This is a genomic window from Streptomyces sp. NPDC002092, assembly GCF_053593775.1.
This window is the reverse complement of sequence record NZ_JBSFDG010000014.1, coordinates 256383-280293: the sequence shown is the minus strand read 5'-3', so window position 1 is coordinate 280293 and position 23911 is coordinate 256383. Positions and strand designations below refer to the sequence as shown.

The window sequence follows — 23911 nt, the reverse complement described above, 5'->3', positions numbered from 1 at the left end:
CCTCCGTAGGGTTGCCGTCGCCGGCGTGCCCTCAGTGCTTCCGGTACGAGTCGACGTAGCCGTTCGCGGGCGAGCCCACGCCGGTGACGTCGTCGTAGCCCTTGACCGCGGACAGCGAGCTGTCCTTGCCGAGGCTGCGGACCGAGGTGATCAGACCACCGGTGGCGTCGTAACCGTTGGCGAAGTCCACGCGTGCCTCCGCCAGGTCGGAGCCAGTCGGGTTGTCGGTCACGTCGTGGAACACGGCCTTGCCGTACCGGGCGTAGATCTCCGGGTTGGCGAAACCGAGCGCCTTGCCGTGCGCCTCCTGGGCCAGTGCCTGGACGGCCGCGATGACCGGAGCGGCGAGCGAGGTGCCGCCGATGCGGTACTCGTCGTACGCCTGGGTCTTCCCGTCCGGCAGGGTCTGGGTCTGGCCGACCAGGAAGCCGGTGTTCGGGTCGGCGATCGCCGCGATGTCCGGGACCACACGGTTGCCCTCGGCGTTGTTGGCCGTGGCGAGCGCGTTCGGGACGATGCCCTGCTGGTAGTAGGGCTCGGCGACCGTCTTGCTGGTGCCGCCGCCCGCACCCGAGGTGAACGCGCCGGGGAAGTTGGTCCAGCTCTTGCCGTCCGCGGACAGCACGGCCTTCTCGGTGCCCCAGCCGGTTTCCCACTGGTAGTTGTTGCTCTTGCCGACCGCCAGCGAGGTACCGCCGACCGCGGTCACCCAGGCCGAGTTGGCGGGGGTGTCGACCTGCTTCGTACCGGTGTTGGCGACCTCGTCGCCGTTGTCACCGGAGGAGAAGTAGAAGCCGATGCCCTCGACCGCGCCGAACTGGAACACCTGGTCGTAGGCGGCCGCGAGGTCCGGAGTCTGGTTGGCCTCGATGTCGCCCCACGAGTTGGAGACGATGTCGGCGAGGTGGTTGTCGACCACCTTGCTCAGCGAGTCCAGCAGGTCGTTGTCCATGCACGAGGCGGCACCCACATAGGTGACGTCCGCGGCCGGCGCGACCGCGTGCACGGCCTCGACGTCCAGGGTCTCCTCGCCGTACCAGCCGGCCGCCTTGCAGTCCTTGACGTTCGTGTAGCTCTTCGGCAGGACCTGGTGCAGCTGCCCGGTCGTCCACTTGGCGTCACCGTGCTTGCCGGCGTACGTCTGCGCGTCGAACGCGATGGACGGCGAGGCGTAGGCGTCCGTGATGGCGACCTTGACGCCCTTGCCGGTGTATTTGCCCGCACCGTAGGCGGCGCGCAGCTGCTTGCCGGTGTAGCCCTTGATCGCGTACGGGATCTTCGAACCGTAGGCGTCGGGCAGCGTGCTCGCGGTGTTCGAGCCGTAGTACGAGGAGAACGGCCCGGAGTTGCGGAACACGGTCTCCGGCGGCGGCAGCTGGTCGTCGTGGCTCGCCTTGTGCGGCGCGTTGTCCAGGCCGGTGACGGTCAGGACGGCGCCCTTGAGGCTGTCCGGGACGGAGGCGGCCTTGGCCGGTGCCCGGTAGGTCTTCGAGCCCTTGGTGTAGTTGTGCAGCTGGGTGCCGAACGCCTTCTCGGCGGCGGCCACGTCACCGGTGACGGAGACGTAGTGCTGCGTGGTGCCCGTGACCTTCAGGCCCGAGGCCTTCAGCCAGGACTTGACCGCGGCCACCTGGGCCTTGGTCGCGCCGAATCGGGCCTGGGCCTTCTTGGCGCTCAGGTACTTGCCGTACGAGGCCGAGCTCGGGTCGGACACGGCCTTCGCGTAGGCCGCGAGGCCGGCGGCGTCCTTGCCCGCGAAATAGACCCGGGCGGAGACCTGGGCGCCGTCGGAGGTGGCACCCTTGTCCGCCTTGGCCGTCGCCCACGCGGGCTTGGTGCCCGCGAGTGCGTGCCGGCCGGGGTTGTCCGCGGCGTGCGCCGCAGGTATGCCGAGCGCCAGCGCACCGGCGATCATGGGCAGTGTCGCCGCCATGCTCACGGTGCGCAGTCTGGCGCGGTTGGATCTCATGGAACCCCCTGCAATGCGGTTCTTCGCATGTGTGGTCGGTCGTCGCCGTGATCCGCGTAGACCACCCGCTCCGCGGCGGAGGCGCGGGCAGTGGATCAAGCGATGGGGGCCACTCTTTCGATGAACCGTTCATGCCAGGGGAATGCGTAAGCCAAGAGAACACCAAGGAACCGTCATCCAGGGCGATTTGAGGCTTTCGTTCCCGCTGGAGGGTTATGAACGCGCTTTCGCCCCACGCTCCTTGAGCATGTTCGCCATCAGCGCGATCTCCGACTGCTGAGCCTCGACCATGCCCTGCGCGAGACTCTTCTCCACCCCGACCCTGCACTTGGCGACACAGCCCTCGGCCATGTGGACACCACCCTTGTGATGGTCCGTCATCAACTGCAGATAGAAGACCTCGGCCTGCTTCCCGTTGAGCGTGCCGAGCTTCTTCATCTCCGTGTCCGTCGCCATGCCGGGCATCAGCGAGCCGTCGCCGCGCTCGGGCATGTCGCCCATGCCCATCCACGACATCGGCGGCTTCGCCGACACCTTCGGCAGCCCCCACAGATCCAGCCAGCCCAGCAGCATGCCGCGCTGGTTGGCCTGCGTCTGCGCGATGTCGTAGGCGAGCCGCCGCACCTCCGCGTTCTGCGTGCGGTCGCGCACGATGTACGACATCTCGACGGCCTGCTGGTGATGCACCGCCATGTCCCGCGCGAACCCCGCGTCCGCGGAGTCGGCGGTGGGCGTGCTCATGCCCGTGTCCGACCCGCCGTCCTCGGCGACCGCGTAGGTGATCGCGCCCGCGGCGACGAGCGCGGCCGCCGTCGCCCCCGCGATCCAGCCGATGTGCTTCCTCATGTCACATCGTCCCGCCGGTGCACGAGGCACCCGGCTCGGGAGTCTGCTTGCCCTGCACATACGTCTCGAAGAACTTGGCGACCTTCGGGTCGTCGGCGCTGGTCACGCTCAGCTGGTGCCCCCACGCCGACAGCTCGATCGGGGAGCTCTGGTTCTGGTACGGGCTCATCAGCGAGTACGGCGTCTGCTTCACCTTCGCCGCCAGCTTGTCCACGTCGGACTTCTTCGCCTTGTCGGTGTACGTCACCCAGACCGCGCCGTGCTCCAGGGCGTGCACGGCGTTCTCGTCGTGCACGGCCTTCGTGTAGACGTCGCCGTTGCAGTTGAGCCACACCTGGTTGTGGTTGCCGCCGACCGGCGGGTGCATCGGGTAGTTGACGGTCCCCGTGACATGGGTGCGGGCCAGCTTGCCCGTCCAGGTCCGCACCCCGTCCTTGCCGGTGACGAAGTGCCCCTTGCCATCGCCCGAGGACGTCGTATCGCTCGCCGTGTCGCTCTTCTTGCCGTCCTGCGACTTCACGATGAGGACACCGCCGACCACCAGAGCGGCGACGACCAGCACGCTCGCGCCGATCGTCAGGATCCGGTTGCGCCGCTCGCGGGCCTGCTCGGCACGCCGCATCTCCTCTATTCGCGCCTTGCGCGCCGCGCTGCTGCTCTTCTTGGCGGTGGCCATCGCAGTGTCCTTCTGGGGGAATCGGGTGGGGAGTGCAAAAAAATGTCGGTCGGGTCGCCTGATCGTAGTGGGAGACCAGTGATGTTTTGCAGACGGGGTAAGGGAAAGCCGGGTCCTGCGGAGGCGCTCGTTACCTTCTGCCGAGCCTCCCATTACGGATGTCGGTCCGAGCAGGCAAGATGGGCGGTGAGCAGTACACCCGTCGTTGGTGAGGCGTTCAGACCGCGGTCGGCCGGCCGATCATGGTCGGCAACGCGCACGAAATGCTGTTGTGGTGTGATGCTCAGGTGCCCGACCGCCTCCTGCGGGACAGGGAGACAGGCGGCCTGACCAGCAAGGATGGGGAAGCGGAAGATGGACAAGCAGCAGGAGTTCGTGCTCCGGACACTGGAGGAGCGCGACATCCGGTTCGTACGGCTGTGGTTCACGGACGTGCTGGGCTTCCTCAAGTCCGTCGCCGTGGCCCCGGCCGAGCTGGAACAGGCCTTCGACGAGGGCATCGGCTTCGACGGCTCGGCCATCGAGGGCTTCGCCCGGGTCTACGAGTCCGACATGATCGCCAAGCCGGACCCGTCGACCTTCCAGATCCTGCCCTGGCGCGCCGAGGCCCCCGGCACCGCCCGCATGTTCTGCGACATCCTCATGCCGGACGGCTCCCCGTCCTTCGCCGACCCGCGCTATGTCCTCAAGCGCGCCCTCACCCGCGGCTCCGACCTGGGCTTCACCTTCTACACCCACCCGGAGATCGAGTTCTTCCTGCTGAAGGACCGCCCGCTGGACGGCACGCGCCCGACGCCCGCCGACAACTCCGGCTACTTCGACCACACCCCCCAGAACATCGGCATGGACTTCCGTCGCCAGGCGATCACCATGCTGGAGTCGATGGGCATCTCGGTCGAGTTCTCGCACCACGAGGGCGCCCCCGGCCAGCAGGAGATCGACCTCCGCTACGCCGACGCGCTCTCCACGGCGGACAACATCATGACGTTCCGCCTGGTCATGAAGCAGGTGGCGCTGGAGCAGGGCGTCCAGGCGACCTTCATGCCGAAGCCGTTCTCGGAGCACCCCGGCTCCGGCATGCACACGCACCTGTCCCTGTTCGAGGGCGACCGCAACGCGTTCTACGAGTCCGGCTCGGAGTACCAGCTCTCCAAGGTCGGCCGCTCCTTCATCGCGGGCCTGCTGCGGCACGCGGCGGAGATCTCCGCGGTCACCAACCAGTGGGTCAACTCCTACAAGCGGATCTGGGGCGGCTCGGAGCGCACGGCCGGCGCCGGCGGCGAGGCCCCCTCCTACATCTGCTGGGGCCACAACAACCGCTCGGCCCTGGTCCGCGTCCCGATGTACAAGCCCGGCAAGACCGGCTCCGCGCGGGTCGAGGTCCGCTCCCTGGACTCCGGCGCCAACCCGTACCTGGCGTACGCGGTCCTGCTGGCCGCCGGCCTGAAGGGCATCGAGGAGGGCTACGAGCTCCCGCCGGGCGCCGAGGACGACGTCTGGGCCCTCTCGGACGCCGAGCGCCGCGCGATGGGCATCGAGCCGCTGCCCCAGAACCTGGGCGAGGCCCTCACCCTCATGGAGCGCAGCGACCTGGTCGCCGAGACCCTGGGCGAGCACGTCTTCGACTTCTTCCTCCGCAACAAGCGGCAGGAGTGGGAGGAGTACCGCTCCGAGGTGACCGCGTTCGAGCTGCGGAAGAATTTGCCGGTGCTGTAAGCGCAGGTCAGGGCGGTTTTCCCGCTGATTCGGCGGATGGGGCCGACGGTCACGGACCGTCGGCCCCATGGCGTCTCACCGGCTCCGGGCCGCCGACGCCCGGCGCACACGGCCTCCTTCGCGCAGCGCCATGCCCCCGTGCGCGGTACCCGCGCGCCTTCTCGCGCTGCCCGTCGCGCGGGATACCTGAACGCAGCGGGGCTCTTGGGCACCGGGTACCGTCCCGAGGCCGTAGGCGCCCCGGGAGGCCGCCATGCACGCCATCACGATCCGCCGCCGAGGTGCAGCGGTACTCGGTGCGGTGGCGCTGGCCGTGGCCGGCGGACTGGTCTGCGCACCACCCGCCGCCGCCCAGTCGGTCGGCACGCTCACCACACCGACGGGCCCGCTCGCGCAGGGAGCGAGCGTCCAAGTGACCTGGACCCTCATCCCCGGGGCCCAGGACACCTTCGTCGCGAACGCCGCCGCAGGCGGAGTGGAGGTGGACGTGGGCACTCTGTCGTTCACCGCCACCAGCGGCGGGGAGCAGACCGTGGTCATCCCCCTCACCAAGGTCGGCGAGGTCACCGCTGGGGAACAGATCCAGGTGACCGTGAGCGACACCCAGTCGGAGGGCGGCGCCGTCGTCGACGAGGATGCCGTCACCGCCACGCTGACCTGCCACCCCGACCCCGACCGCCCGGGATGGATACGCTGCCAGTGAGCCCCGCCGGTGCCCCCGTCGCTGCTCACCCGACCCGGACGGTAAAGCGCTGAGGCGGCGACTACTGCCGCTGGGCGGCCAGGTCGGCCAGCACCTTGTGCAGTGGCTCCGTCTCCCGGCGCTTGTACTCCTGGACCGCCCAGCCGTTGCCGTCCGGGTCCTTGAAGTACATGAAGGTCGCGCCGTCCTGCGGGGCGAACTGGACCGGTTCGCTGATGTCCAGTCCTCGGGCGGTGAGCTCCTCGTAGGCGGCCTTCGCGTCCGTCACGCACAGCTGCATGCCGTGGTACGTCCCCGGCTGGGGCGTCCCGGTCGGCACCTGCAGCCCGTCGACCAGCGCGATCGAACACCCCGAGCCGGGCGGGGTGAGCTGCACGATCCGCACCCCCTCCATCACCTCGCCGTCCAGGTCCACATGGAAGCCGACCTTGTCGCGGTAGAACTCCTTGGCCCGGTCCACGTCCGAGACCGGCAGCAGGATCACTTCGAGGCTCATCTCCATGGAGCGACTCCCTTGTCGTTGCGTCGGTCGTACGTCACTCGAACCGCCACCGCGTCTGGCTGAACGGCTCCCCCTTACCGAAGCCGAAAACGGTGCGGGGCGCCACAGAGAATACGAACGCGGGCCCGCCACCGTGGTGGAACGCCCCGTCCCGTACCTCGAAGTGCCAGAAGCTGCCGTACTTGGCCTCCCACTCCGCTGCCAGCTCGCGCAGCCGGCCGTCGTCGGCCACGCGCACCGCCTCGCCCTCCACGACCAGGTCGTAGCCCTTGTTCCAGGTGTTGCTGCCGGTCGTCAGCACGACCTGCGGATCGGCCGCGAGGTTCTTCGCCTTGCGCTCCTCGGGGCCCGTGCAGAAGTGCAGTGCGCCGTCCGCCCACACGGCCGGCAGCGGCGTCACATGCGGCCGTCCGTCCGGCCGCACGGTCGAGATCCAGAACAGCTCGGCCTGGGTGAGCTGTGCCTCGGCCTCGGGCCAGGCGGTCGCGGTGGCCTGCGGGTCGCTGTAGCGGGGGTCGAGACGGGTCTGCGGGTCGTCGGCCGCCATGGGCTGTCACTCCTCGTACCGGAGAATCCGTGCGGAAATCTCTGCGGAAACCTCTACGGAGAAGGGACCTCGTCCGCCGGGTGAACTCATCGGTCGTCCCGCCCCGGCGCTTGTGTCAGAGTCTCCGGTTAGGCTCGGGCCAGTACGACCTTGATCCGACAGGAGGACGGGGATGACGGTGCCCGGGCGCAGGAGCAGTACCTTCACGCGGCTGCTGCGGCACGGATTCACCGATCCCTCCGCCGCCGAGCGGCTGCTGGACAGCGTGGAGCTCATGCCCGTGCGGGACGACCCGGTGCTGCTCGACGCGCTGGGTGCGACCGCCGACCCGGACCTGGCGCTGCTCGGTCTGGTTCGGCTCCTGGAGGCTCAGCCGGGGCCCACCGCGCGCCGCGAGCTGCTCGACACGCTGATAGCGGCCAAGCCGCTGCGCGACCGGCTGCTCGGCGTGCTCGGGGCCTCCGCCGCGCTCGCCGATCACCTGGCCCGGCACCCGCGGGACTGGGAGGCGCTGGTCACCTACGAGCCGCGGGACCTGCACCCCGGGGTGGAGGAGTTCGAGCGGGGACTGGCGGAGGCCACCGACCCCGTCTCCCTGCGCGTCGCCTACCGTCGCTGCCTGCTGTCCATCGCCGCGCGTGACGTGTGCGGCACCACCGACCTCGCCGAGACCGCCGCCGAACTCGCCGACCTCGCCACCGCGACCCTGCGCGCCGCCCTCGCCATCGCCCGCTCCGCAGCCCCCGAGGACGCCGCGCTGTGCCGGCTCGCGGTCATCGCGATGGGCAAGTGCGGCGGTCATGAGCTCAACTACGTCTCCGACGTCGACGTGATCTTCGTGGGCGAGGCCGTCGACGGGGCCGACGAGGGCAAGGCCCTGCGCTCCGCCACCAAGCTCGCCTCGCACATGATGCGGATCTGCTCGGAGACGACCGTGGAAGGGTCGATCTGGCCCGTCGACGCCAATCTGCGCCCCGAGGGCAGAAACGGCCCGCTGGTGCGCACCCTCTCCAGCCACCTCGCCTACTACCAGCGCTGGGCCAAGACCTGGGAGTTCCAGGCGCTGCTCAAGGCCCGCCCGGTGGCCGGCGACATCGAGCTCGGCGAGGAGTACGTCGCCGCCCTCGAACCCCTCGTCTGGAAGGCCGCCGAGCGGGAGAACTTCGTCGTCGACGTCCAGAAGATGCGCCGCCGGGTGGTCGAGAACATCCCCGCCGCCGAGATCGACCGCGAGCTGAAGCTCGGCCCCGGAGGCCTGCGGGACGTCGAGTTCGCCGTACAGCTGCTGCAGTTGGTGCACGGGCGGGCGGACGCGGCGCTGCGCAGCGGTACCACCCTGGACGCCCTGCAGGCGCTGGCGGCGGGCGGGTATGTGGGGCGCGCCGACGCCGTGCAGCTCGACGAGGCGTACCGCTTCCTGCGGTCCATGGAGCATCGGATCCAGCTGTACCGGCTGCGGCGCACCCACCTCGTCCCCGAGGACGAGGCCGACCAGCGGCGCATCGGACGCTCGCTCGGCCTGCGCGTCGACCCGGTCGCGGAGCTGAACCGTGAATGGCGGCGGCACGCGGCTGTCGTACGCCGGCTGCACGAGAAGCTCTTCTACCGCCCGCTGCTCGACGCGGTCGCCCAACTAGCCCCTGGTGAAGCCCGGTTGAGCCCGGAGGCGGCCCGGGAGCGGCTGGTCGCGCTCGGGTACGGCGACCCGGCCGCCGCTCTGCGCCACCTGGAGGCGCTGGCCTCCGGGGTGACCAGAAAGGCCGCCATCCAGCGGACCCTGCTGCCCGTGCTGCTCGGCTGGTTCGCGGACTCCGCGGACCCGGACGCGGGCCTGCTCAACTTCCGCAAGGTCTCCGACGCGCTGGGGAAGACGCCCTGGTACCTGCGGCTGCTGCGGGACGAGGGCGCGGCGGCCGAGAACCTCGCGCGCGTGCTGTCCGCCGGCCGCCTCGCTCCCGACCTGCTGATGCGCGCCCCCGAGGCGGTGGCCCTGCTCGGCGACGGCGACGGCGGGGGCCTGGAGCCGCGCGAGCGGGCCCAGCTGGAGCAGGAGATCCTCGCCGCCGTCGGCCGCGCGGAGAACGCGCAGCAGGCGGTCACCGCGGCCCGTGGCGTCCGCCGCCGCGAGCTGTTCCGTACGGCCGCGGTCGACATCGTCGGCTCCTACGGCACCGAGACCCAGCCGGCCGCGGCCGACGAGGGCACGCTGGTGGACCTGGTCGGCGGCGCGGTGTCCGACCTGACGGCGGCGACACTCGCCGGGACCCTGCGCGCGGTGGTGCGCGACGGCTGGGGCGACACGCTGCCGACCCGGTTCGCCGTGATCGGCATGGGCCGCTTCGGCGGCCATGAGCTGGGCTACGGCTCCGACGCGGACGTGATCTTCGTGCACGAGCCCTGCGAGGGCGTGCCCGAGCAGGAGGCCTCGCAGGCAGCCAACCGGGTCGTCTCGGAGATGCGGCGACTGCTGCAGATCCCGAGCGCGGACCCGCCGCTGCTGATCGACGCGGACCTGCGGCCCGAGGGCAAGTCCGGCCCGCTGGTACGGACACTGAAGTCGTACGAGGCCTACTACCGCCGCTGGTCCCTGGTCTGGGAGTCACAGGCGCTGCTGCGGGCCGAGCCGGTCGCCGGGGACGAGGAGCTGGGGCAGTCCTTCATCGAGCTGATCGATCCGCTGCGGTATCCGGCGGAGGGGCTCGGGGACGACGCCATACGGGAGATCCGCCGCCTGAAGGCCCGCATGGAGTCCGAGCGACTGCCCCGCGGCGCCGACCCCAAGCTGCACACCAAGCTGGGGCCCGGCGGCCTGTCCGACGTCGAATGGACCGTACAGCTGCTGCAGCTGCAGCACGGCTGGGCCGAGCCGGGCCTGCGCACCACCCGCACCCGTGAGGCGCTCGCGGCGGCGGCCGCGGCCGAGCTGATCTCGGCGGAGGACGCGTCGATACTGGACGAGGCGTGGGTCCTGGCCACCCGGGTCCGCAACGCCGTGATGCTGGTGCGCGGCCGTGCGGGGGACACCTTCCCTTCAGGAGGGCGTGAACTGGCCGCCGTGGGGCGGTACTTGGGGTACGGGGACGGGCATGTCGGGGACATGCTGGACGCGTACCGGCGTACGGCGCGGCGGGCCCGGGCCGTGGTTGAGGTGCTGTTCTACGGGGCGTAGGGACGTTTTTTCGGCTGCGGGCGCGTTGTGGTTGCTCGCGCCCCGCGGCGGAGCCGCTGATTCACACAGCCCCGCGCCCCTTCAGGGCGCTCTCGGCAACGCATACGGCAGCACCCCGTACCAGACCCGGGCCACCGCGAACCCGAACGCCAGGCACAGCAGACCGCCCACCGCATCCAGCCAGAAGTGATTTGCCGTAGCGACAATCACCGTCAGGGTCACCACCGGGTACAAAAGACCAAGAACCCGCACCCACGGCACCCTGGCCAGCGCAAAGATCGTCAACCCGCACCACACCGACCACCCGATGTGCATGGACGGCATCGCGGCGTACTGGTTCGACATGTGCTTCAGGTCCCCGGAGGCCATCGACCCCCAGGTCTGATGGATCATGACCGTGTCGATGAAGGTGCTGCCGTTCATGAGCCGCGGCGGCGCCAGCGGATACAGGTAGTAGCCGACCAGCGCCACGCCCGTCGTCGCGAACAGCACCAGACGCGTCGCCGCATACCGGCCCGGGTGACTACGGTAGAGCCACACCAGCACACCCAGCGTCACCACGAAATGCAGCGTCGCATAGTAGTAGTTCATGCCGACAATCAGCCAAGTCGACGAGTTCACCGTGTGGTTGACCGACTCCTCGACGGCGATGCCGAGATGGTGCTCCATCCGCCACAGCCAGTCGGCATTGCGCAGCGCCTGGTCGCGCTGTTCCGGAACCGCGTTGCGGATCAGTGAGTACGTCCAGTAACTCACCGCGATCAGAATGATCTCGAACCAGAGGCGGGGTCGGCGCGGAGTGCGCAGCCGGCGCAGGAATCCCGGGCCGCTCGCGGCCGTGAGGGAGTCGGGAGCGGCCGTCTGTTCACGGTCGTCCAGACTGGTCACGGTCGAGTCACCCATGGGCACAAAGTCTGCCAGAAACGCCTTCTGCGACCGATCATCCCGCGGTCGGGTTCAGGCCGCATGTTCTACAACAGACGGATGTGTGCGCCTACTCCCGACGCACTGCACGAACTGGAAGTTTCTCCGCCCTAGGGACGAGTCCGGTCCCCGGGTGCCGAAGCAGTCGAACCACGCACCACCAGCTCCGGCATGAACACGAATTCACTGTGGGGCGCTGGCGTCCCGCCGATCTCCTCCAGCAACGTCCGCACCGCCGCCTGCCCCATCGCCGGGACCGGCTTGCGGATCGTCGTCAGCGGCGGGTCCGTGAAGGCGATCAAAGGGGAGTCGTCGAAGCCCACCACCGAGACGTCCCGCGGGACTTCCAGCCCGAGCTGCCGCGCCGCCCGTATCGCGCCGAGCGCCATCATGTCGCTCGCGCACACGATCGCCGTGCAGTCACGGCCGATCAGCGCGGCGGCGGCGGCCTGGCCGCCCTCCAGGGTGTACAACGAGTGCTGGACGAGTTCCGTCTCGATCGACTGCGCGCTCAGACCCGTCTGGTCCTGCATCGAACGCACAAAGCCCTCGATCTTGCGCTGCACCGGTACGAAGCGCTTGGGGCCGAGGGCGAGACCGATCCGCACATGTCCCAGCGACACCAGGTGGGTGACCGCCAGCGTCATCGCCGCGCGGTCGTCGGGGGAGATGAACGGCGCCTGCACCTTCGGCGAGAAGCCGTCCACCAGGACGTACGGCACACCCTGCGCGCGCAGTCGCTCGTAGCGCTCCATGTCGGCGGTGGTGTCGGCGTGCAGTCCGGAGACGTAGATGATGCCGGCGACCCCGCGGTCGACGAGCATCTCCGTCAGCTCGTCCTCGGTGGATCCGCCGGGGGTCTGGGTGGCGAGCACCGGGGTGTAGCCCTGCCGGGTCAGGGCCTGGCCGATGACCTGGGCCAGCGCCGGGAAGATCGGGTTCTCCAGCTCCGGGGTTATCAGGCCCACCAGGCCCTCGCTGCGCTGCCGCAGCCGCACCGGGCGCTCGTAGCCCAGCACGTCGAGGGCGGCGAGCACGGACTGGCGGGTGGTGGCGGCAACGCCCGGCTTGCCGTTGAGGACGCGGCTGACGGTCGCTTCGCTCACCCCCGCCTGAGCAGCGATGTCGGCAAGCCGTGTGGTCACAGGGGTGGACTGTACCGGCCGACCGTCACTTTGCACACCAATCGGGCGCCGGGCGCGAGCTGTTGCACGGCCCCGAGCGGGTTGCTGCGTCATCGCGGTCCCTCTGTTCTGGTGGGCGCCAGGTTCGGCAAGAGCTTGCAGAGTCTTGCACAAGACTCCCATAGCCCGCTCAGCGGCTTCAATACTCGGTTGCGCGGGGGTCGAGAAGAGGTCACGGGCCCGTAACTCTCGCGTCGCCTTGCAATTTTTTGCTGCAAGACCTTTCGCGCAGCTTTCAACGCTGTTACGTTCACGTCGCCCGGCGGCGGCAACGGCGCAGTCGGCACGACAGCAGGAGTGGCAGACGGGGCCGCATCCTGCACCACACGGGCTTTCACCCTCAAGGAGAACTCATGCGGCGTGGCATAGCGGCCACCGCGCTGGTGGCGTCCTTCGCCCTGGCGGCGACGGCGTGCGGCGGAAGCGGCAGCGGCGACAAGGCCAGCGGTCCGGTCACCATCACCTGGTGGGACACCTCCAACGCCACCAATGAGGCGCCGACGTACAAGGCCCTGGTCAGCCAGTTCGAGGCCGCCAACAAGGACATCAAGGTCAACTACGTCAACGTCCCCTTCGACCAGGCGCAGAACAAGTTCGACACCGCCGCCGGTTCCAAGGGCGCCCCGGACGTGCTGCGTTCCGAGGTCGGCTGGACCCCCGCCTTCGCCAAGAAGGGCTACTTCCTGCCGCTGGACGGCACCGAGGCCCTGGCGGACCAGAGCAAGTTCCGCTCGAACCTGATCGAGCAGGCCAAGTACGACGGCAAGACCTACGGTGTCCCGCTGGTCACCGACACCCTCGCCCTCGTCTACAACAAGGCCCTCTTCAAGAAGGCCGGCATCGCCACGCCCCCCAAGACCTGGGACGAGCTGAAGGCCGACGCCGCCAAGATCGACTCCAAGGCCAAGGTCTACGGCTACTGGGGCTCCACCCAGTCCTACTACGCGCAGACCTTCCTCTACGGCGAGGGCACCGACACCGTCGACGCCGGCGCCAAGAAGATCACCGTGAACTCGGCCCCCGCGAAGAAGGCCTACGGCACCTGGCTGAGCCTCTTCAAGGGACAGGGCCTGCACAAGGCCGACACCACCGCCGACGCCTACGCCCACATCCAGGACGCGTTCGTCAACGGCAAGGTCGCCTCCATCATCCAGGGCCCCTGGGAGATCACGAACTTCTACAAGGGCTCGGCCTTCAAGGACAAGTCCAACCTCGGCATCGCCACCGTCCCGGCCGGCTCCACCGGCAAGGCGGGCGCCCCCACCGGCGGCCACAACCTGTCCGTCTACGCCGGCTCGGACTCCGCCCACCAGAAGGCGGCCCTGAAGTTCGTCAACTTCATGACCTCCGCGAAGTCCCAGACGGAGATCGCCCTGAAGAACTCCACGCTGCCGACCCGCGACGACGCCTACACCGCCGAGGTCAAGGCCGACCCGGGGATCGCCGGCTTCCAGACCGTGCTGCCCGCCGCCCAGCCGCGCCCGGCGCTGCCCGAGTACAGCTCCCTGTGGACCCCGCTGGACACCGAGCTGACCGCCATCGCCGGCGGCAAGGAGTCCCTCGACAAGGGCCTGAGCAACGCCGAGCTCGCCATGGCCAAGCTGGTGCCGGACTTCAGCAAGTAAGCCCCGAGTGGCCGTCGGGTCCGCCATTTCATGGGGGGACGGACCCGGCGGTCACCGGCCTGCGCCCAGCCCGCCCGCCACTTCGACCGCCGTAGAACTTCTCAGGCCGTAGAACTCCCCAGAAGGTGTCGAACATGACAGTCGCCATCGACCGCGCCACCGGCAAACGCCACGGTGACCGCGCGCCGCGGCCCGGGTTGGGCGGGCGCCTCAAGCGCAGCTACCAGAAGTACTGGTACGCCTACGCGATGATCGCCCCGGTGATCGTCGTGCTCGGTGCCCTCGTGCTGTACCCGTTGGTGTACGGCCTGTATCTGACCCTGACGGACGCCAACAGCCTCAACACCGCGCGCACGATCGGCGTCAACCACATCGACGCCACCTACAAGTTCATCGGGCTCGACAACTACAAGGACATCCTGTTCGGCCCGACGAGCTACGACCGCTTCTGGTCGCACTTCATCTGGACGATCGTCTGGACGGCCCTGTGTGTCGCCCTGCACTACACGATCGGCCTCGGCCTCGCGCTGCTGCTCAACCAGAAGCTGCGCGGCCGCACTTTCTACCGGCTGATCCTCATCCTGCCGTGGGCCGTGCCGACCTTCGTCACCGTCTTCGGCTGGCGGTTCATGCTTGCCGACGGCGGCATCGTCAACCTGGCGCTCGACGCGCTGCACCTGCCGTCACCGGACTGGCTCGAGGACACCTTCTGGCAGCGGTTCGCCGCGATCATGGTCAACACCTGGTGCGGTGTGCCGTTCATGATGGTCTCCCTGCTCGGCGGACTGCAGTCCATCGACGCCTCCCTGTACGAGGCCGCCGAGATGGACGGCGCCACCGCCTGGCAGCAGTTCCGCTACGTCACCCTGCCGGGCCTGAGGTCCGTCAGCTCCACCGTCGTCCTGCTCGGCATCATCTGGACCTTCAACCAGTTCGCCGTGATCTTCCTGCTGTTCGGCAACACCGCCCCGGACGCCCAGATCCTCGTCACCTGGGCCTACTACCTCGGCTTCGGACAGCAACCGCGTGACTTCGCACAGTCCGCCGCCTACGGCATCCTGCTGCTGGCCATCCTGATCGTCTTCACCTCCTTCTACCGCCGCTGGCTGAACCGCAATGAGCAGCAGCTCGCGATCTGAGGCAGGAGTCACCATGAGCACCGAAACACCCCCCGAGATCAAGGCGGACCGCCCGGTGACCCCGCAGGTCCTCGCCGCCTCGCGGCTCAGCCCGGTCCGCCGCCGCGGCGAGCGCAGCCGTACGGCGTCCCTCGCCTCGCACGGCATCCTGACCGTCGCGAGCCTGATCGCCTTCTTCCCGGTCGCTTGGCTGATCTACCTCTCCCTGGGCCCGGACAAGGACGACTACCTGCACCCCGGCGGCATCTGGGCGAAGATGTCCTTCGCCAACTACTCCTTCGTGCTGCAGCACACGGAGTTCTTCGACTGGCTGAAGAGCTCGCTGATCGTCTCGCTGGGTACGACGGTCATCGGCGTGCTGATCGCCGCCACCACCGGCTACGCCGTCTCCCGCATGCGCTTCCCGGGCTACAAGAAGTTCATGTGGGTGCTCCTGGTCACCCAGATGTTCCCGGTGGCCGTCCTGATGGTGCCGATGTATCAGATCCTGTCGGACCTGCAGCTCATCGACAGCTATCTCGGTCTCATCCTCGTCTACTGTTCTACAGCGGTGCCTTACTGCGCATGGCTCCTGAAGGGCTACTTCGACACGATCCCGTTCGAGATCGACGAGGCCGGGCGCGTCGACGGGCTGACCCCCTTCGGCACGTTCGCGCGACTGATCCTGCCGCTCGCCAAGCCGGGCCTGGCGGTCGCCGCCTTCTACAGCTTCCTCACCGCCTTCGGCGAGGTCGCGTTCGCGTCGACGTTCATGCTGTCCGACACGAAGTACACCTTCGCGGTCGGTCTGCAGACCTTTGTCAGTGAGCACGACGCCCAGCGGAACCTGATGGCCGCCACCGCGGTGCTGATCGCCATACCCGTGTCCGCGTTCTTCTATCTCGTGCAGAAGAACCTGGTCACGGGGCTCACCGCCGGCGGCACGAAGGGCTGACCGCCTCACAGCCCCGCGCCCCTTCGGGGGCGCTGCCCCCCCCACCCCCCTGAGACCCGAGGCGGCCGCGGTGTCCATCCGACCCCGCTGTCACTGCGGCCGCCTCGCCGACAGTCGCCGTATGCAGACCACTGACCCAATGACTCCTCCCCCACTCTCGACCTCGCTCGAGCGGGAGGGGCCCCCACCGCACCAAGGACGCCATGAGCCAGCAGCACTCCACCATCGCCCCGGCACCGGACCACGCCAAAGCCCAGCGCGGCGACTGGTGGCGGGACGCGGTGATCTACCAGGTCTATCCGCGCAGCTTCGCCGACAGCAACGGTGACGGCATGGGCGATCTGGAAGGCGTACGCTCCCGACTCCCGTATCTGCGCGACCTCGGCGTGGACGCCGTGTGGCTCAGCCCCTTCTACGCGTCGCCGCAGGCCGACGCCGGCTACGACGTCGCCGACTACCGTGCCGTGGACGCCATGTTCGGCAACCTCCTCGACGCCGACGCGCTGATCCGCGACGCCCACGAGCTGAGCCTGAGGGTCATCGTCGACCTCGTCCCCAACCACTCCTCCGACCAGCACGAGTGGTTCAAGCGGGCCTTGCGCGAGGGCCCCGGATCGCCGCTCCGGGACCGCTACCACTTCCGCCCCGGCAAGGGCGAGAACGGCGAACTCCCGCCCAACGACTGGGAGTCCATCTTCGGCGGCCCGGCCTGGACCCGCGTCACCGAGCCGGACGGCACACCGGGAGAGTGGTACCTGCACCTCTTCGCCCCCGAGCAGCCCGACTTCAACTGGGAGCACCCCGCGGTCGGCGACGAGTTCCGCTCGATCCTGCGCTTCTGGCTCGACATGGGCGTCGACGGCTTCCGCATCGACGTGGCCCACGGCCTGGTCAAGGCGGAGGGCCTGCCCGACCTCGGTGCCCACGACCAACTCAAGCTGCTGGGCAACGATGTCATGCCGTTCTTCGACCAGGACGGCGTGCACGAGATCTACCGCCAGTGGCGCACCATCCTCGACGAGTACTCCGGTGAGCGCATCTTCGTGGCGGAAGCCTGGACGCCGACCGTCGAGCGCACGGCGAACTACGTCCGCCCCGACGAACTCCACCAGGCCTTCAACTTCCAGTACCTGTCGACCGATTGGGACGCCGACGAACTCCGCAAGGTCGTCGACCGCACCCTGGAAGCGATGCGCCCGGTGGGCGCCCCCGCCACCTGGGTCCTCTCCAACCACGACGTCACCCGCCACGCCACCCGCTTCGCCAATCCGCCCGGCCTCGGCACCCAGATCCGCCTGGCCGGCGACCGCGCACTGGGGCTCAGGCGCGCCAGGGCCGCCACCCTGCTGATGCTGGCGCTGCCCGGATCGGCGTACGTCTACCAGGGCGAGGAACTCGGCCTCCCGGACGTCGTCGACCTCCCGGACGAGGTGCGCCAGGACCCGGCGTACTTCCGAGGCGCCGGCCAGGACGGCTTCCGCGACGGCTGCCGGGTGCCGATCCCCTGGACGCGCACCGGATCCTCGTACGGCTTCGGTGACGGCGGCAGCTGGCTCCCGCAGCCCGAGGGCTGGGGCGAGCTGAGCGTCGAGGCGCAGACCGGCGTCCCCGGCTCGACCCTCGAGCTGTACCGCGCCGCCCTCGCCGTCCGCCGCGAACAGCCCGACCTGGGTGCGGGCGACACGGTGGAGTGGCTGCGCGCTCCTGAGGGCGTCCTCGCCTTCCGGCGCGGGGAGTTCGTGTGCGTCGCGAACACCAGCGGCGAGTCGGTGACGACGCCGGCGTACGGCCGCGTCCTGCTCGCCAGCGGCGAGATCACCGAGGCGGACGGCGAGACGAAGGTTCCGGCGGACACCACGGTGTGGTTCACCACCGCCTGACCGCTTCCGTCAACCGCACCCGGCCCGCTTGTCTTTTCTTGGGGGGAGGTCAGCGGGCCGGGAACGGGAGCGCAAAGCCGGCCGTATCGATCTCGGTGGTGGCATGCGTGAGGCTCCCGTGAACCGCAGCCCCGTTGCGAGCGCATGTCCTCGGAACCGGAACCGACCCGGCAAAGGGGCCGGAGGACGGACACCACGATCACTACGGGAATCTCCTCCGGCGGAACTGAGTTACTTGCGGTCACAACCATGACAACGGGGGCCGTGGTCCACTGCAGGGAAGGGACGGGAGCCGATGAGCCTTCGCCAGTTCGAGTACGCGCTGGCCGTTGCCGAGGAGGGGTCGGTGACGGCGGCGGCGGAGCTGCTGCACGTCGCTCAACCCTCGGTGTCCCAGCAGATCCGCGGCCTGGAGCGGGAGCTCGGCGTGGAACTGTTCGCCCGTACGCCGGCCGGGCTGGTGCCCACCGTCGTCGGCCGCGCGTTTCTGCGGGAGGCGGAGGTCGCGGTGAGCGCGGCGCGGCGGGCGCGGGCGACCGCGCGAGCCCGCGCCGACGACCTGGTGGGCGAGCTGGTGGTCGCGGTGCAGATGGGCTTCGGCACGCGGCAGCTGCCGGGCGCGCTGAGCGCCCTGCGACAGCGCTACCCGCGCCTTGAGGTCACCGTCTTCGAGGAGCCCAGCTCCGCCGAACTGGAGCGGCTGTGCCGCCGGGGTGTGCTGAACCTCGCCCTGATGGCGGCGTGCGAGCGCAGCCCCTCCGACGCCCACCACCTCGGCGACGAGGAGTTCGTCGTGGTGCTGGGCGCCGGGCACCCGCAGCTCGCCGCCGACCGGGTCGAGCTGCGGGATCTGGAGGGGGAGCCGTGGGTGAGGTTCGACCGCGACAGCGCGCTGGACGGCGTGCTGTTGAACGTGCTGCGGGAGAACGAGCTGACCCCGATGACGGCCGCCCGTGTGTCCCAGACGGCGACGGCCGTGCGCTGGGCCGCCCACGGGCTGGGGGTGACGCTCGTCCCGGCCTCCGCGGTGCCCCACGGTTACGAGCACCTCGTACGTCCGGTGTTCCCGATCGTGCCCCAGCCCGTCATCGCCGTGCTCCGGCCCGGCGCGGGCCCGGCGGAGACGGCCCTGCTCGAATTCCTGCGCCAGGAGACCTGGTCCGAGTCCGTATTCCTGTCGCCTGTTGCCTGACGGCCTGAAGGTGAGCGGGCGCCGTGGAATTCTCTTGGTGAATTCCTTCAGCCGGAAACAGCGTTCCGGGATGCCGTCGGCGTCAACCCCGCGGGAATTCGCCGCCGTCCACGACGAGATTGCTCCCGGTCAGCCAGCTCGCCCGGTCTGACACGAGGAACAGCACCGCGTGGGCGATGTCGTCGGGCTGACCGTCGCGGCCCAGCGGGGTGGTGTCGTCGGCGTTGGTCTGACCAGGCGCCAGGTCCAGGCGAGCCCACTGCTCCCGCGCTGCCTCGCCGCCGGGGGTGGCGGTCCTGCCGGGAGTCACGGTGTTGACCCGGATCCCGTGCGGGGCCAGCTCCAAGGACAGTCCCCGGCTGTAGTTCTCCAGCGCCGCCTTCGCCGCCGTGTAGTGCAGGAAAGGCCCTGCGGGCGTGAGGACCGCGGCCGAGGAGACATGCACGATCACCCCCGAACCCCGGTCCCGCATCCCCGGTACCAGCAGCGAGTCCAGCCGCACCGACGCCAGGTAGTTCAGGTCCAGCGCGTCCTGCCACTCCTCGTCGGGAATGGCCGAGGCCCCCTTGTACGGTTGTGCCCCGCCCGCGTTGTGGACCAGGACGTCCACCCCGCCGAGCACCTCCTGCGCGGCCGCGGCGAGCGCCTTCGCGCCGGCGCGTGTCCGCACGTCGGCCTTCACGAAGGCGGCGCCCTCCGGCACCGTGCTCGACGCCGACCTGGCGGTGGTGAGCACTTCGGCGCCCGCGTCCAGGAGCTGGCGCACGACGGCCGCCCCGATTCCGCGTGAGCCACCCGTGACGAGGGCTCGCTTTCCCGCGAGCTCTCGCTTTTCCGATCCGTTCTCGATCGTGGTCATTCCGCCGGTCCTCTCGATTGCGTAATTGTCCGCTCGACAGAAACTACGTACGGCAAACAGCGAGAGGCAAAGACGAAATGTCAGCACACGGTATAGGGAGTTCCTATGGCATCCCGGGCCCCTCCGTCGGCGCGGACGGTCGGCCTCCGGGGCGTCCACCGGCCGCGACAAGGGGGTGGTTGTGAAGGGCGTGTCAGGGTCGATGTGAAAGTTCTTGCTCCGGCTTTCAACTCTCTTGCTGTAAACCTTTCGTTGGCGGTACGTTCACGCCGGCGCTCGGCAACGGAGCCGCGCCGCGGCGCAGGGGAGACCCGACTGAGCCGCTCTCGCAAGGAGTTCGCCTGTGACATCGACCAGTTCGGCGCCCCCGAAGCGCCACAGGAAGCGACGCCGGACCGCTCTTGCGGCCGCCCTGACCGCGCTCTCCGCCGCAGCAGCCGCAGCCCTGTGGGCCCCCGGCAGCATCGCATCCGCCTCCCCGCCCGGCACCAAGGACGTCACCGCCGTCCTCTTCGAGTGGAACTTCGCCTCCGTCGCCAAGGAGTGCACCAACACCCTCGGCCCCGCCGGCTACGGCTACGTCCAGGTCAGCCCGCCCGCCGAGCACATACAGGGCTCGCAGTGGTGGACCTCGTACCAGCCGGTGAGCTACAAGATCGCGGGTCGGCTCGGAGACGCGACCGCCTTCAAGAACATGATCGACACCTGTCACGCGGCAGGGGTGAAGGTCGTCGTCGACACGGTCATCAACCACATGACGTCGGGCAGCGGCACCGGCACCGGCGGCTCCTCGTACACGAAGTACAACTACCCCGGCCTGTACTCCTCCGCCGACATGGACGACTGCACCGCCACGATCAGCGACTACACCAACCGCGCCAACGTCCAGAACTGCGAACTCGTCGGCCTCGCCGACCTGGACACCGGCGAGGAGTACGTCCGCGCCACCATCGTCGGCTATATGAACAGCCTCCTCGGCTACGGCGCCGACGGCTTCCGCATCGACGCGGCCAAACACATCCCGGCGGCCGACCTCGCGAACATCAAGTCCCGGCTGACCAACCCGTCGGTCTACTGGAAGCAGGAGGTCATCTACGGCGCCGGAGAGGCCGTCCAGCCCACCGAGTACACGGGCAACGGCGACGTCCAGGAGTTCCGCTACGCCTACGACCTCAAGCGGGTCTTCAACAACGAGAAGCTGGCCTACCTCACCAACTACGGCGAGGGCTGGGGCTATATGAACAGCGCGGTGGCGGGTGTCTTCGTGGACAACCACGACACCGAGCGCAACGGCTCGACCCTGAACTACAAGGACGGGGCGAACTACACCCTCGCCAACGTGTTCATGCTCGCCTACCCGTACGGCGCCCCGGACATCAACTCCGGCTACGAATGGTCCGACAAGGACGCAGGACCGCCCAACAACGGCCAGGTCAACGCCTGCTGGCAGGACGGCTGGAAGTGCCAGCACGCCTGGCCCGAGATCATCCGTATGGTCGCCTTCCGCAACGCCACCCGCGGCCAGTCGGTGACCAACTGGTGGGACGACGGCAACAACGCCATCGCCTTCGGCCGCGGCAGCAAGGGCTACGTCGCCATCAACCACGAGTCGAGCAGCCTGACCCGCACCTACCAGACGTCGCTGCCTGCGGGGACGTACTGCAATGTGCAGAACAACACCAGCGTGACGGTCGACTCCGCCGGCCGGTTCAGCGCCACTCTCGGCTCCAACACCGCCCTCGCGATCTACGCGGGCAAGACGAGCTGCTGAGCGACGGGAAAGCAGCGGATCCACAGCCATCAATGGGGAACGTGGGATTGACGCTCATCGAGTGTCGTCCTACGTTCCCTGATGTCTGTGGGAGCGCTCCCAGGTGGCGTTCCCGTGAAGGGAGCATCATGCAGCGCAGGCTCAGAAACTGGGCGTTGACGTCCTTTGCGGCCCTGCTGACGGCCACCGCCACCACCGCGGCCGCCCTGCCGCAGCCGACGGCCGCCACCACGGCGACCATCAACGGGTCGACCACGTACCAGCCGATCGACGGCTTCGGATTCTCCGAGCACTTCGGCCGGGCCGCCATCATGAACGGCTCGCAGGGCTTATCCGCCCAGCACCAGAAGGAGATCCTCGACCTGCTGCTCGACCGCAGCACCGGCGCGGGGTTGAGCATCCTGCGCCTGGGCATCGACTCCGGCCTCCAGCCCACCGACCCGGGCGGCCCGAACGCGACCCCCAAGTACACCTGGGACGGCGTCGACAAGGGGCAGGTCTGGCTGGCCGAGCAGGCCAAGGCCTACGGCGTGAAACGCTTCTACGCCGACGCCTGGACGGCCCCCGGCTATATGAAGACCAACGGCACGGACGCCAACGGCGGCACCCTGTGCGGCCTGACCGGCGCGACGTGCGCGAGCGGCGACTGGAGGAAGGCGTACGCGAACTTCCTGGTCCAGTACGCCAGGTCCTACCGCCAGGAGGGCATCGGCATCACCGACCTCGGGTTCACCAACGAGCCCGACTGGACGGCGACGTACGACTCCATGCGCCTGACCCCCGCCCAGGCCGTCGAGTTCATCAAGACCTTCGGCCCGATCGCGCGCAAGGCCGGGTACAAGGTCGCCTGCTGCGACTCCTTCGGCTGGGACGAGGAGAAGGCCTACAGCAGCGCGATCGAGGCGGACGCGACGGCACGCGGTTACGTCACCACCCACACCGGCCACACCTACGCCAGCAAGGTCGACGGCCCGCTGCCGACGCAGAAGCGCAGCTGGATGTCGGAGTGGTCCCCGGACGGCACCACCTGGAACGAGAACTGGGACGACGGCAGCGGCTACGACGGCTTCACCGTCGCGTCCGCCATCCATGACGCCCTCACCAAGGGCAACACCAGCGGATACGTCTACTGGTACGGCGCTTCCCTCGGCGCCACCAGAGGCCTGATCCAGATGGACGGCGACAACTACCACGTCTCCAAGCGCCTGTGGGCGCTGGCCAACTACAGCCGCTTCATCCGCCCGGGGGCCACCCGCATCGGCGCCACGACCTCCGACTCCGACCTCAAGCTGTCGGCGTTCCGCAACACCGACGGGACGGTGACCGTCGTGGCGCTGAACACCGCCACCAGCGCCACTCCGGTGACCTTCGACCTCAAGAACACGAAAATCGCCAAGGGAACGGCGACCCCGTACCTGACCGACGCCACGCACAGCACGGCACAACAGCAGACCGTGGCGGTCAGCGGAGGTTCACTGGCCGCCACGGTTCCGGCCCGGGCGCTGGTCACCTACACCATCAGGCGATAGAGCCCGCTCACTTCCAGGTGTCACTCGTGGAGTATCCGGACGAACTGCCCGTCGTGTACGAGCGGTTCGTCCCGGACTCCCAGGTCCCCATGCTCGCCCGCACGTGTGACTTGGTCCGGTTCGAGAAGCTGAACATCAAGAACATGACCGCCTCCGCGAAGGGGACGGTCGAACAGTCAGGCAAAAACGTCAGGCAGAAGGCCGGACTGAACCGGGCGATCCTCGCCCAGGGCTGGGGCCTGCTCCGCCAGCGTACGCAGGACAAAGCCCCGGGCCGGGTCGAGGACGTCCCCGCCCCCTTTACGTCTCTGCGGTGCAGTGCCTGCTGAGGGCATCTCCCACGCCCTTTAGGCAGTGGGGGAGGATCGAGAAGAACTCGCGCAAGAGCCAAGCCGAGTTCGTCTGCGTGTCCTGCGGGTCCACCTGCAACGCGGACACCAACGCAGCAACCAACGTCGCGGCAGGACAGGGCGGAACCCCCCCGGCGCTCAGCCGGTGCCGGAGGGACGACAGCGGCCACAAACCGTTCGAGCGTCCGTGAACCTCAACCCACCCGGGTTGGAATCCCCCTCTTTTAGAGGCGGAGGATGCCAATCCCAGAGGTTGGCGATGACGTCGCCCTTGGCGGACGTGTCCGCGTGGGCGGTGGCAGCGGGCAGGGCCGGCGCGCCGGCGAGTGCCAGCGCGCCGGCGGCCGCGGCACTGGCCGTGCGCCGGAAGACACCTGGGGGTCGGTGTCTGGTCAT

19 protein-coding genes are annotated in these 23911 nt (G+C 69.1%); 11 read left to right on the top strand and 8 right to left on the bottom strand.

Annotated features, from left to right (window positions below):
* Positions 1–31: 31 nt before the first annotated feature.
* The 3 genes from ACWCRD_RS30860 to ACWCRD_RS30850 all read right to left on the bottom strand — a co-directional run bounded on the left by ACWCRD_RS30860 (position 32) and on the right by ACWCRD_RS30850 (position 3491).
* Positions 32–1969 carry a S53 family peptidase gene (locus ACWCRD_RS30860; RefSeq protein ID WP_450969032.1) on the bottom strand — a complete coding sequence of 646 codons (1938 nt, stop codon included), beginning with the start codon at positions 1967–1969 and terminating at the stop codon, positions 32–34.
* 213 nt (positions 1970–2182) lie between these two features.
* Positions 2183–2815 carry a DUF305 domain-containing protein gene (locus ACWCRD_RS30855; RefSeq protein ID WP_450969031.1) on the bottom strand — a complete coding sequence of 211 codons (633 nt, stop codon included), beginning with the start codon at positions 2813–2815 and terminating at the stop codon, positions 2183–2185.
* A 1-nt stretch (position 2816) separates the two neighbouring features.
* Positions 2817–3491 carry a DUF3105 domain-containing protein gene (locus ACWCRD_RS30850; protein WP_450969030.1) on the bottom strand — a complete coding sequence of 225 codons (675 nt, stop codon included), beginning with the start codon at positions 3489–3491 and terminating at the stop codon, positions 2817–2819.
* Positions 3492–3845: 354 nt separating this feature from the next.
* Here ACWCRD_RS30850 and ACWCRD_RS30845 point away from each other — a divergent pair, with 354 nt between their 5' ends.
* Together ACWCRD_RS30845 and ACWCRD_RS30840 are read left to right on the top strand one after the other, a co-directional pair.
* Entirely contained in the window at positions 3846–5207 is a 1362-nt protein-coding gene (locus ACWCRD_RS30845; RefSeq protein ID WP_359018610.1) for a glutamine synthetase family protein, read from the top strand.
* 253 nt (positions 5208–5460) lie between these two features.
* Positions 5461–5910: a hypothetical protein gene (locus ACWCRD_RS30840; RefSeq protein ID WP_450969029.1), complete on the top strand. Its 450-nt coding sequence runs from the start codon at positions 5461–5463 to the stop codon at positions 5908–5910.
* 61 nt (positions 5911–5971) lie between these two features.
* Here ACWCRD_RS30840 and ACWCRD_RS30835 read toward each other — a convergent pair whose 3' ends face one another.
* Together ACWCRD_RS30835 and ACWCRD_RS30830 are read right to left on the bottom strand one after the other, a co-directional pair.
* The gene (locus ACWCRD_RS30835; protein WP_450969028.1) at positions 5972–6412 is read right to left on the bottom strand and encodes a VOC family protein; all 441 of its coding nucleotides are present in this window, start codon (positions 6410–6412) and stop codon (positions 5972–5974) included.
* Between the two features lie 34 nt (positions 6413–6446).
* A complete protein-coding gene (locus tag ACWCRD_RS30830) occupies positions 6447–6959 on the bottom strand; it encodes a pyridoxamine 5'-phosphate oxidase family protein (RefSeq protein WP_450969027.1) in 513 nt (170 codons plus the stop codon).
* 172 nt (positions 6960–7131) lie between these two features.
* Here ACWCRD_RS30830 and ACWCRD_RS30825 point away from each other — a divergent pair, with 172 nt between their 5' ends.
* Entirely contained in the window at positions 7132–10128 is a 2997-nt protein-coding gene (locus ACWCRD_RS30825) for a bifunctional [glutamine synthetase] adenylyltransferase/[glutamine synthetase]-adenylyl-L-tyrosine phosphorylase (RefSeq protein WP_450969026.1), read from the top strand.
* A gap of 81 nt (positions 10129–10209) precedes the next feature.
* Here ACWCRD_RS30825 and ACWCRD_RS30820 read toward each other — a convergent pair whose 3' ends face one another.
* Together ACWCRD_RS30820 and ACWCRD_RS30815 are read right to left on the bottom strand one after the other, a co-directional pair.
* On the bottom strand, positions 10210–11031 hold the full coding sequence (locus ACWCRD_RS30820; RefSeq protein ID WP_450969025.1) for a phosphatase PAP2 family protein: 822 nt from the start codon (positions 11029–11031) through the stop codon (positions 10210–10212).
* A gap of 131 nt (positions 11032–11162) precedes the next feature.
* On the bottom strand, positions 11163–12197 hold the full coding sequence (locus ACWCRD_RS30815) for a LacI family DNA-binding transcriptional regulator (RefSeq protein ID WP_450969024.1): 1035 nt from the start codon (positions 12195–12197) through the stop codon (positions 11163–11165).
* Between the two features lie 392 nt (positions 12198–12589).
* Here ACWCRD_RS30815 and ACWCRD_RS30810 point away from each other — a divergent pair, with 392 nt between their 5' ends.
* From ACWCRD_RS30810 to ACWCRD_RS30790, 5 genes are all read left to right on the top strand, one after another.
* Positions 12590–13861 (top strand): extracellular solute-binding protein, encoded by a 1272-nt coding sequence (locus ACWCRD_RS30810; RefSeq protein ID WP_450969023.1) that lies wholly within the window; start codon positions 12590–12592, stop codon positions 13859–13861.
* A 134-nt stretch (positions 13862–13995) separates the two neighbouring features.
* A complete protein-coding gene (locus ACWCRD_RS30805; RefSeq protein ID WP_450969022.1) occupies positions 13996–15000 on the top strand; it encodes a carbohydrate ABC transporter permease in 1005 nt (334 codons plus the stop codon).
* Between the two features lie 13 nt (positions 15001–15013).
* Entirely contained in the window at positions 15014–15934 is a 921-nt protein-coding gene (locus ACWCRD_RS30800) for a sugar ABC transporter permease (RefSeq protein ID WP_450969021.1), read from the top strand.
* Positions 15935–16137: 203 nt separating this feature from the next.
* Positions 16138–17814, top strand: coding sequence for a glycoside hydrolase family 13 protein (locus ACWCRD_RS30795; protein ID WP_450969020.1), 1677 nt, complete (start codon positions 16138–16140; stop codon positions 17812–17814).
* A gap of 295 nt (positions 17815–18109) precedes the next feature.
* Positions 18110–19006 carry a LysR family transcriptional regulator gene (locus ACWCRD_RS30790; protein WP_450969019.1) on the top strand — a complete coding sequence of 299 codons (897 nt, stop codon included), beginning with the start codon at positions 18110–18112 and terminating at the stop codon, positions 19004–19006.
* Positions 19007–19088: 82 nt separating this feature from the next.
* On the opposite strand, the gene ACWCRD_RS30785 is transcribed toward ACWCRD_RS30790, so the two are convergent.
* On the bottom strand, positions 19089–19865 hold the full coding sequence (locus ACWCRD_RS30785; protein WP_450969018.1) for an SDR family oxidoreductase: 777 nt from the start codon (positions 19863–19865) through the stop codon (positions 19089–19091).
* A 412-nt stretch (positions 19866–20277) separates the two neighbouring features.
* Here ACWCRD_RS30785 and ACWCRD_RS30780 point away from each other — a divergent pair, with 412 nt between their 5' ends.
* From ACWCRD_RS30780 to ACWCRD_RS30770, 3 genes are all read left to right on the top strand, one after another.
* Positions 20278–21636 carry an alpha-amylase gene (locus ACWCRD_RS30780; RefSeq protein ID WP_450969063.1) on the top strand — a complete coding sequence of 453 codons (1359 nt, stop codon included), beginning with the start codon at positions 20278–20280 and terminating at the stop codon, positions 21634–21636.
* Between the two features lie 128 nt (positions 21637–21764).
* Entirely contained in the window at positions 21765–23165 is a 1401-nt protein-coding gene (locus tag ACWCRD_RS30775) for a glycoside hydrolase family 30 protein (protein WP_450969017.1), read from the top strand.
* A gap of 26 nt (positions 23166–23191) precedes the next feature.
* Positions 23192–23494, top strand: a complete 303-nt coding sequence (locus ACWCRD_RS30770; protein WP_450969016.1) for a hypothetical protein — start codon at positions 23192–23194, stop codon at positions 23492–23494.
* Positions 23495–23911 lie beyond the last annotated feature (417 nt).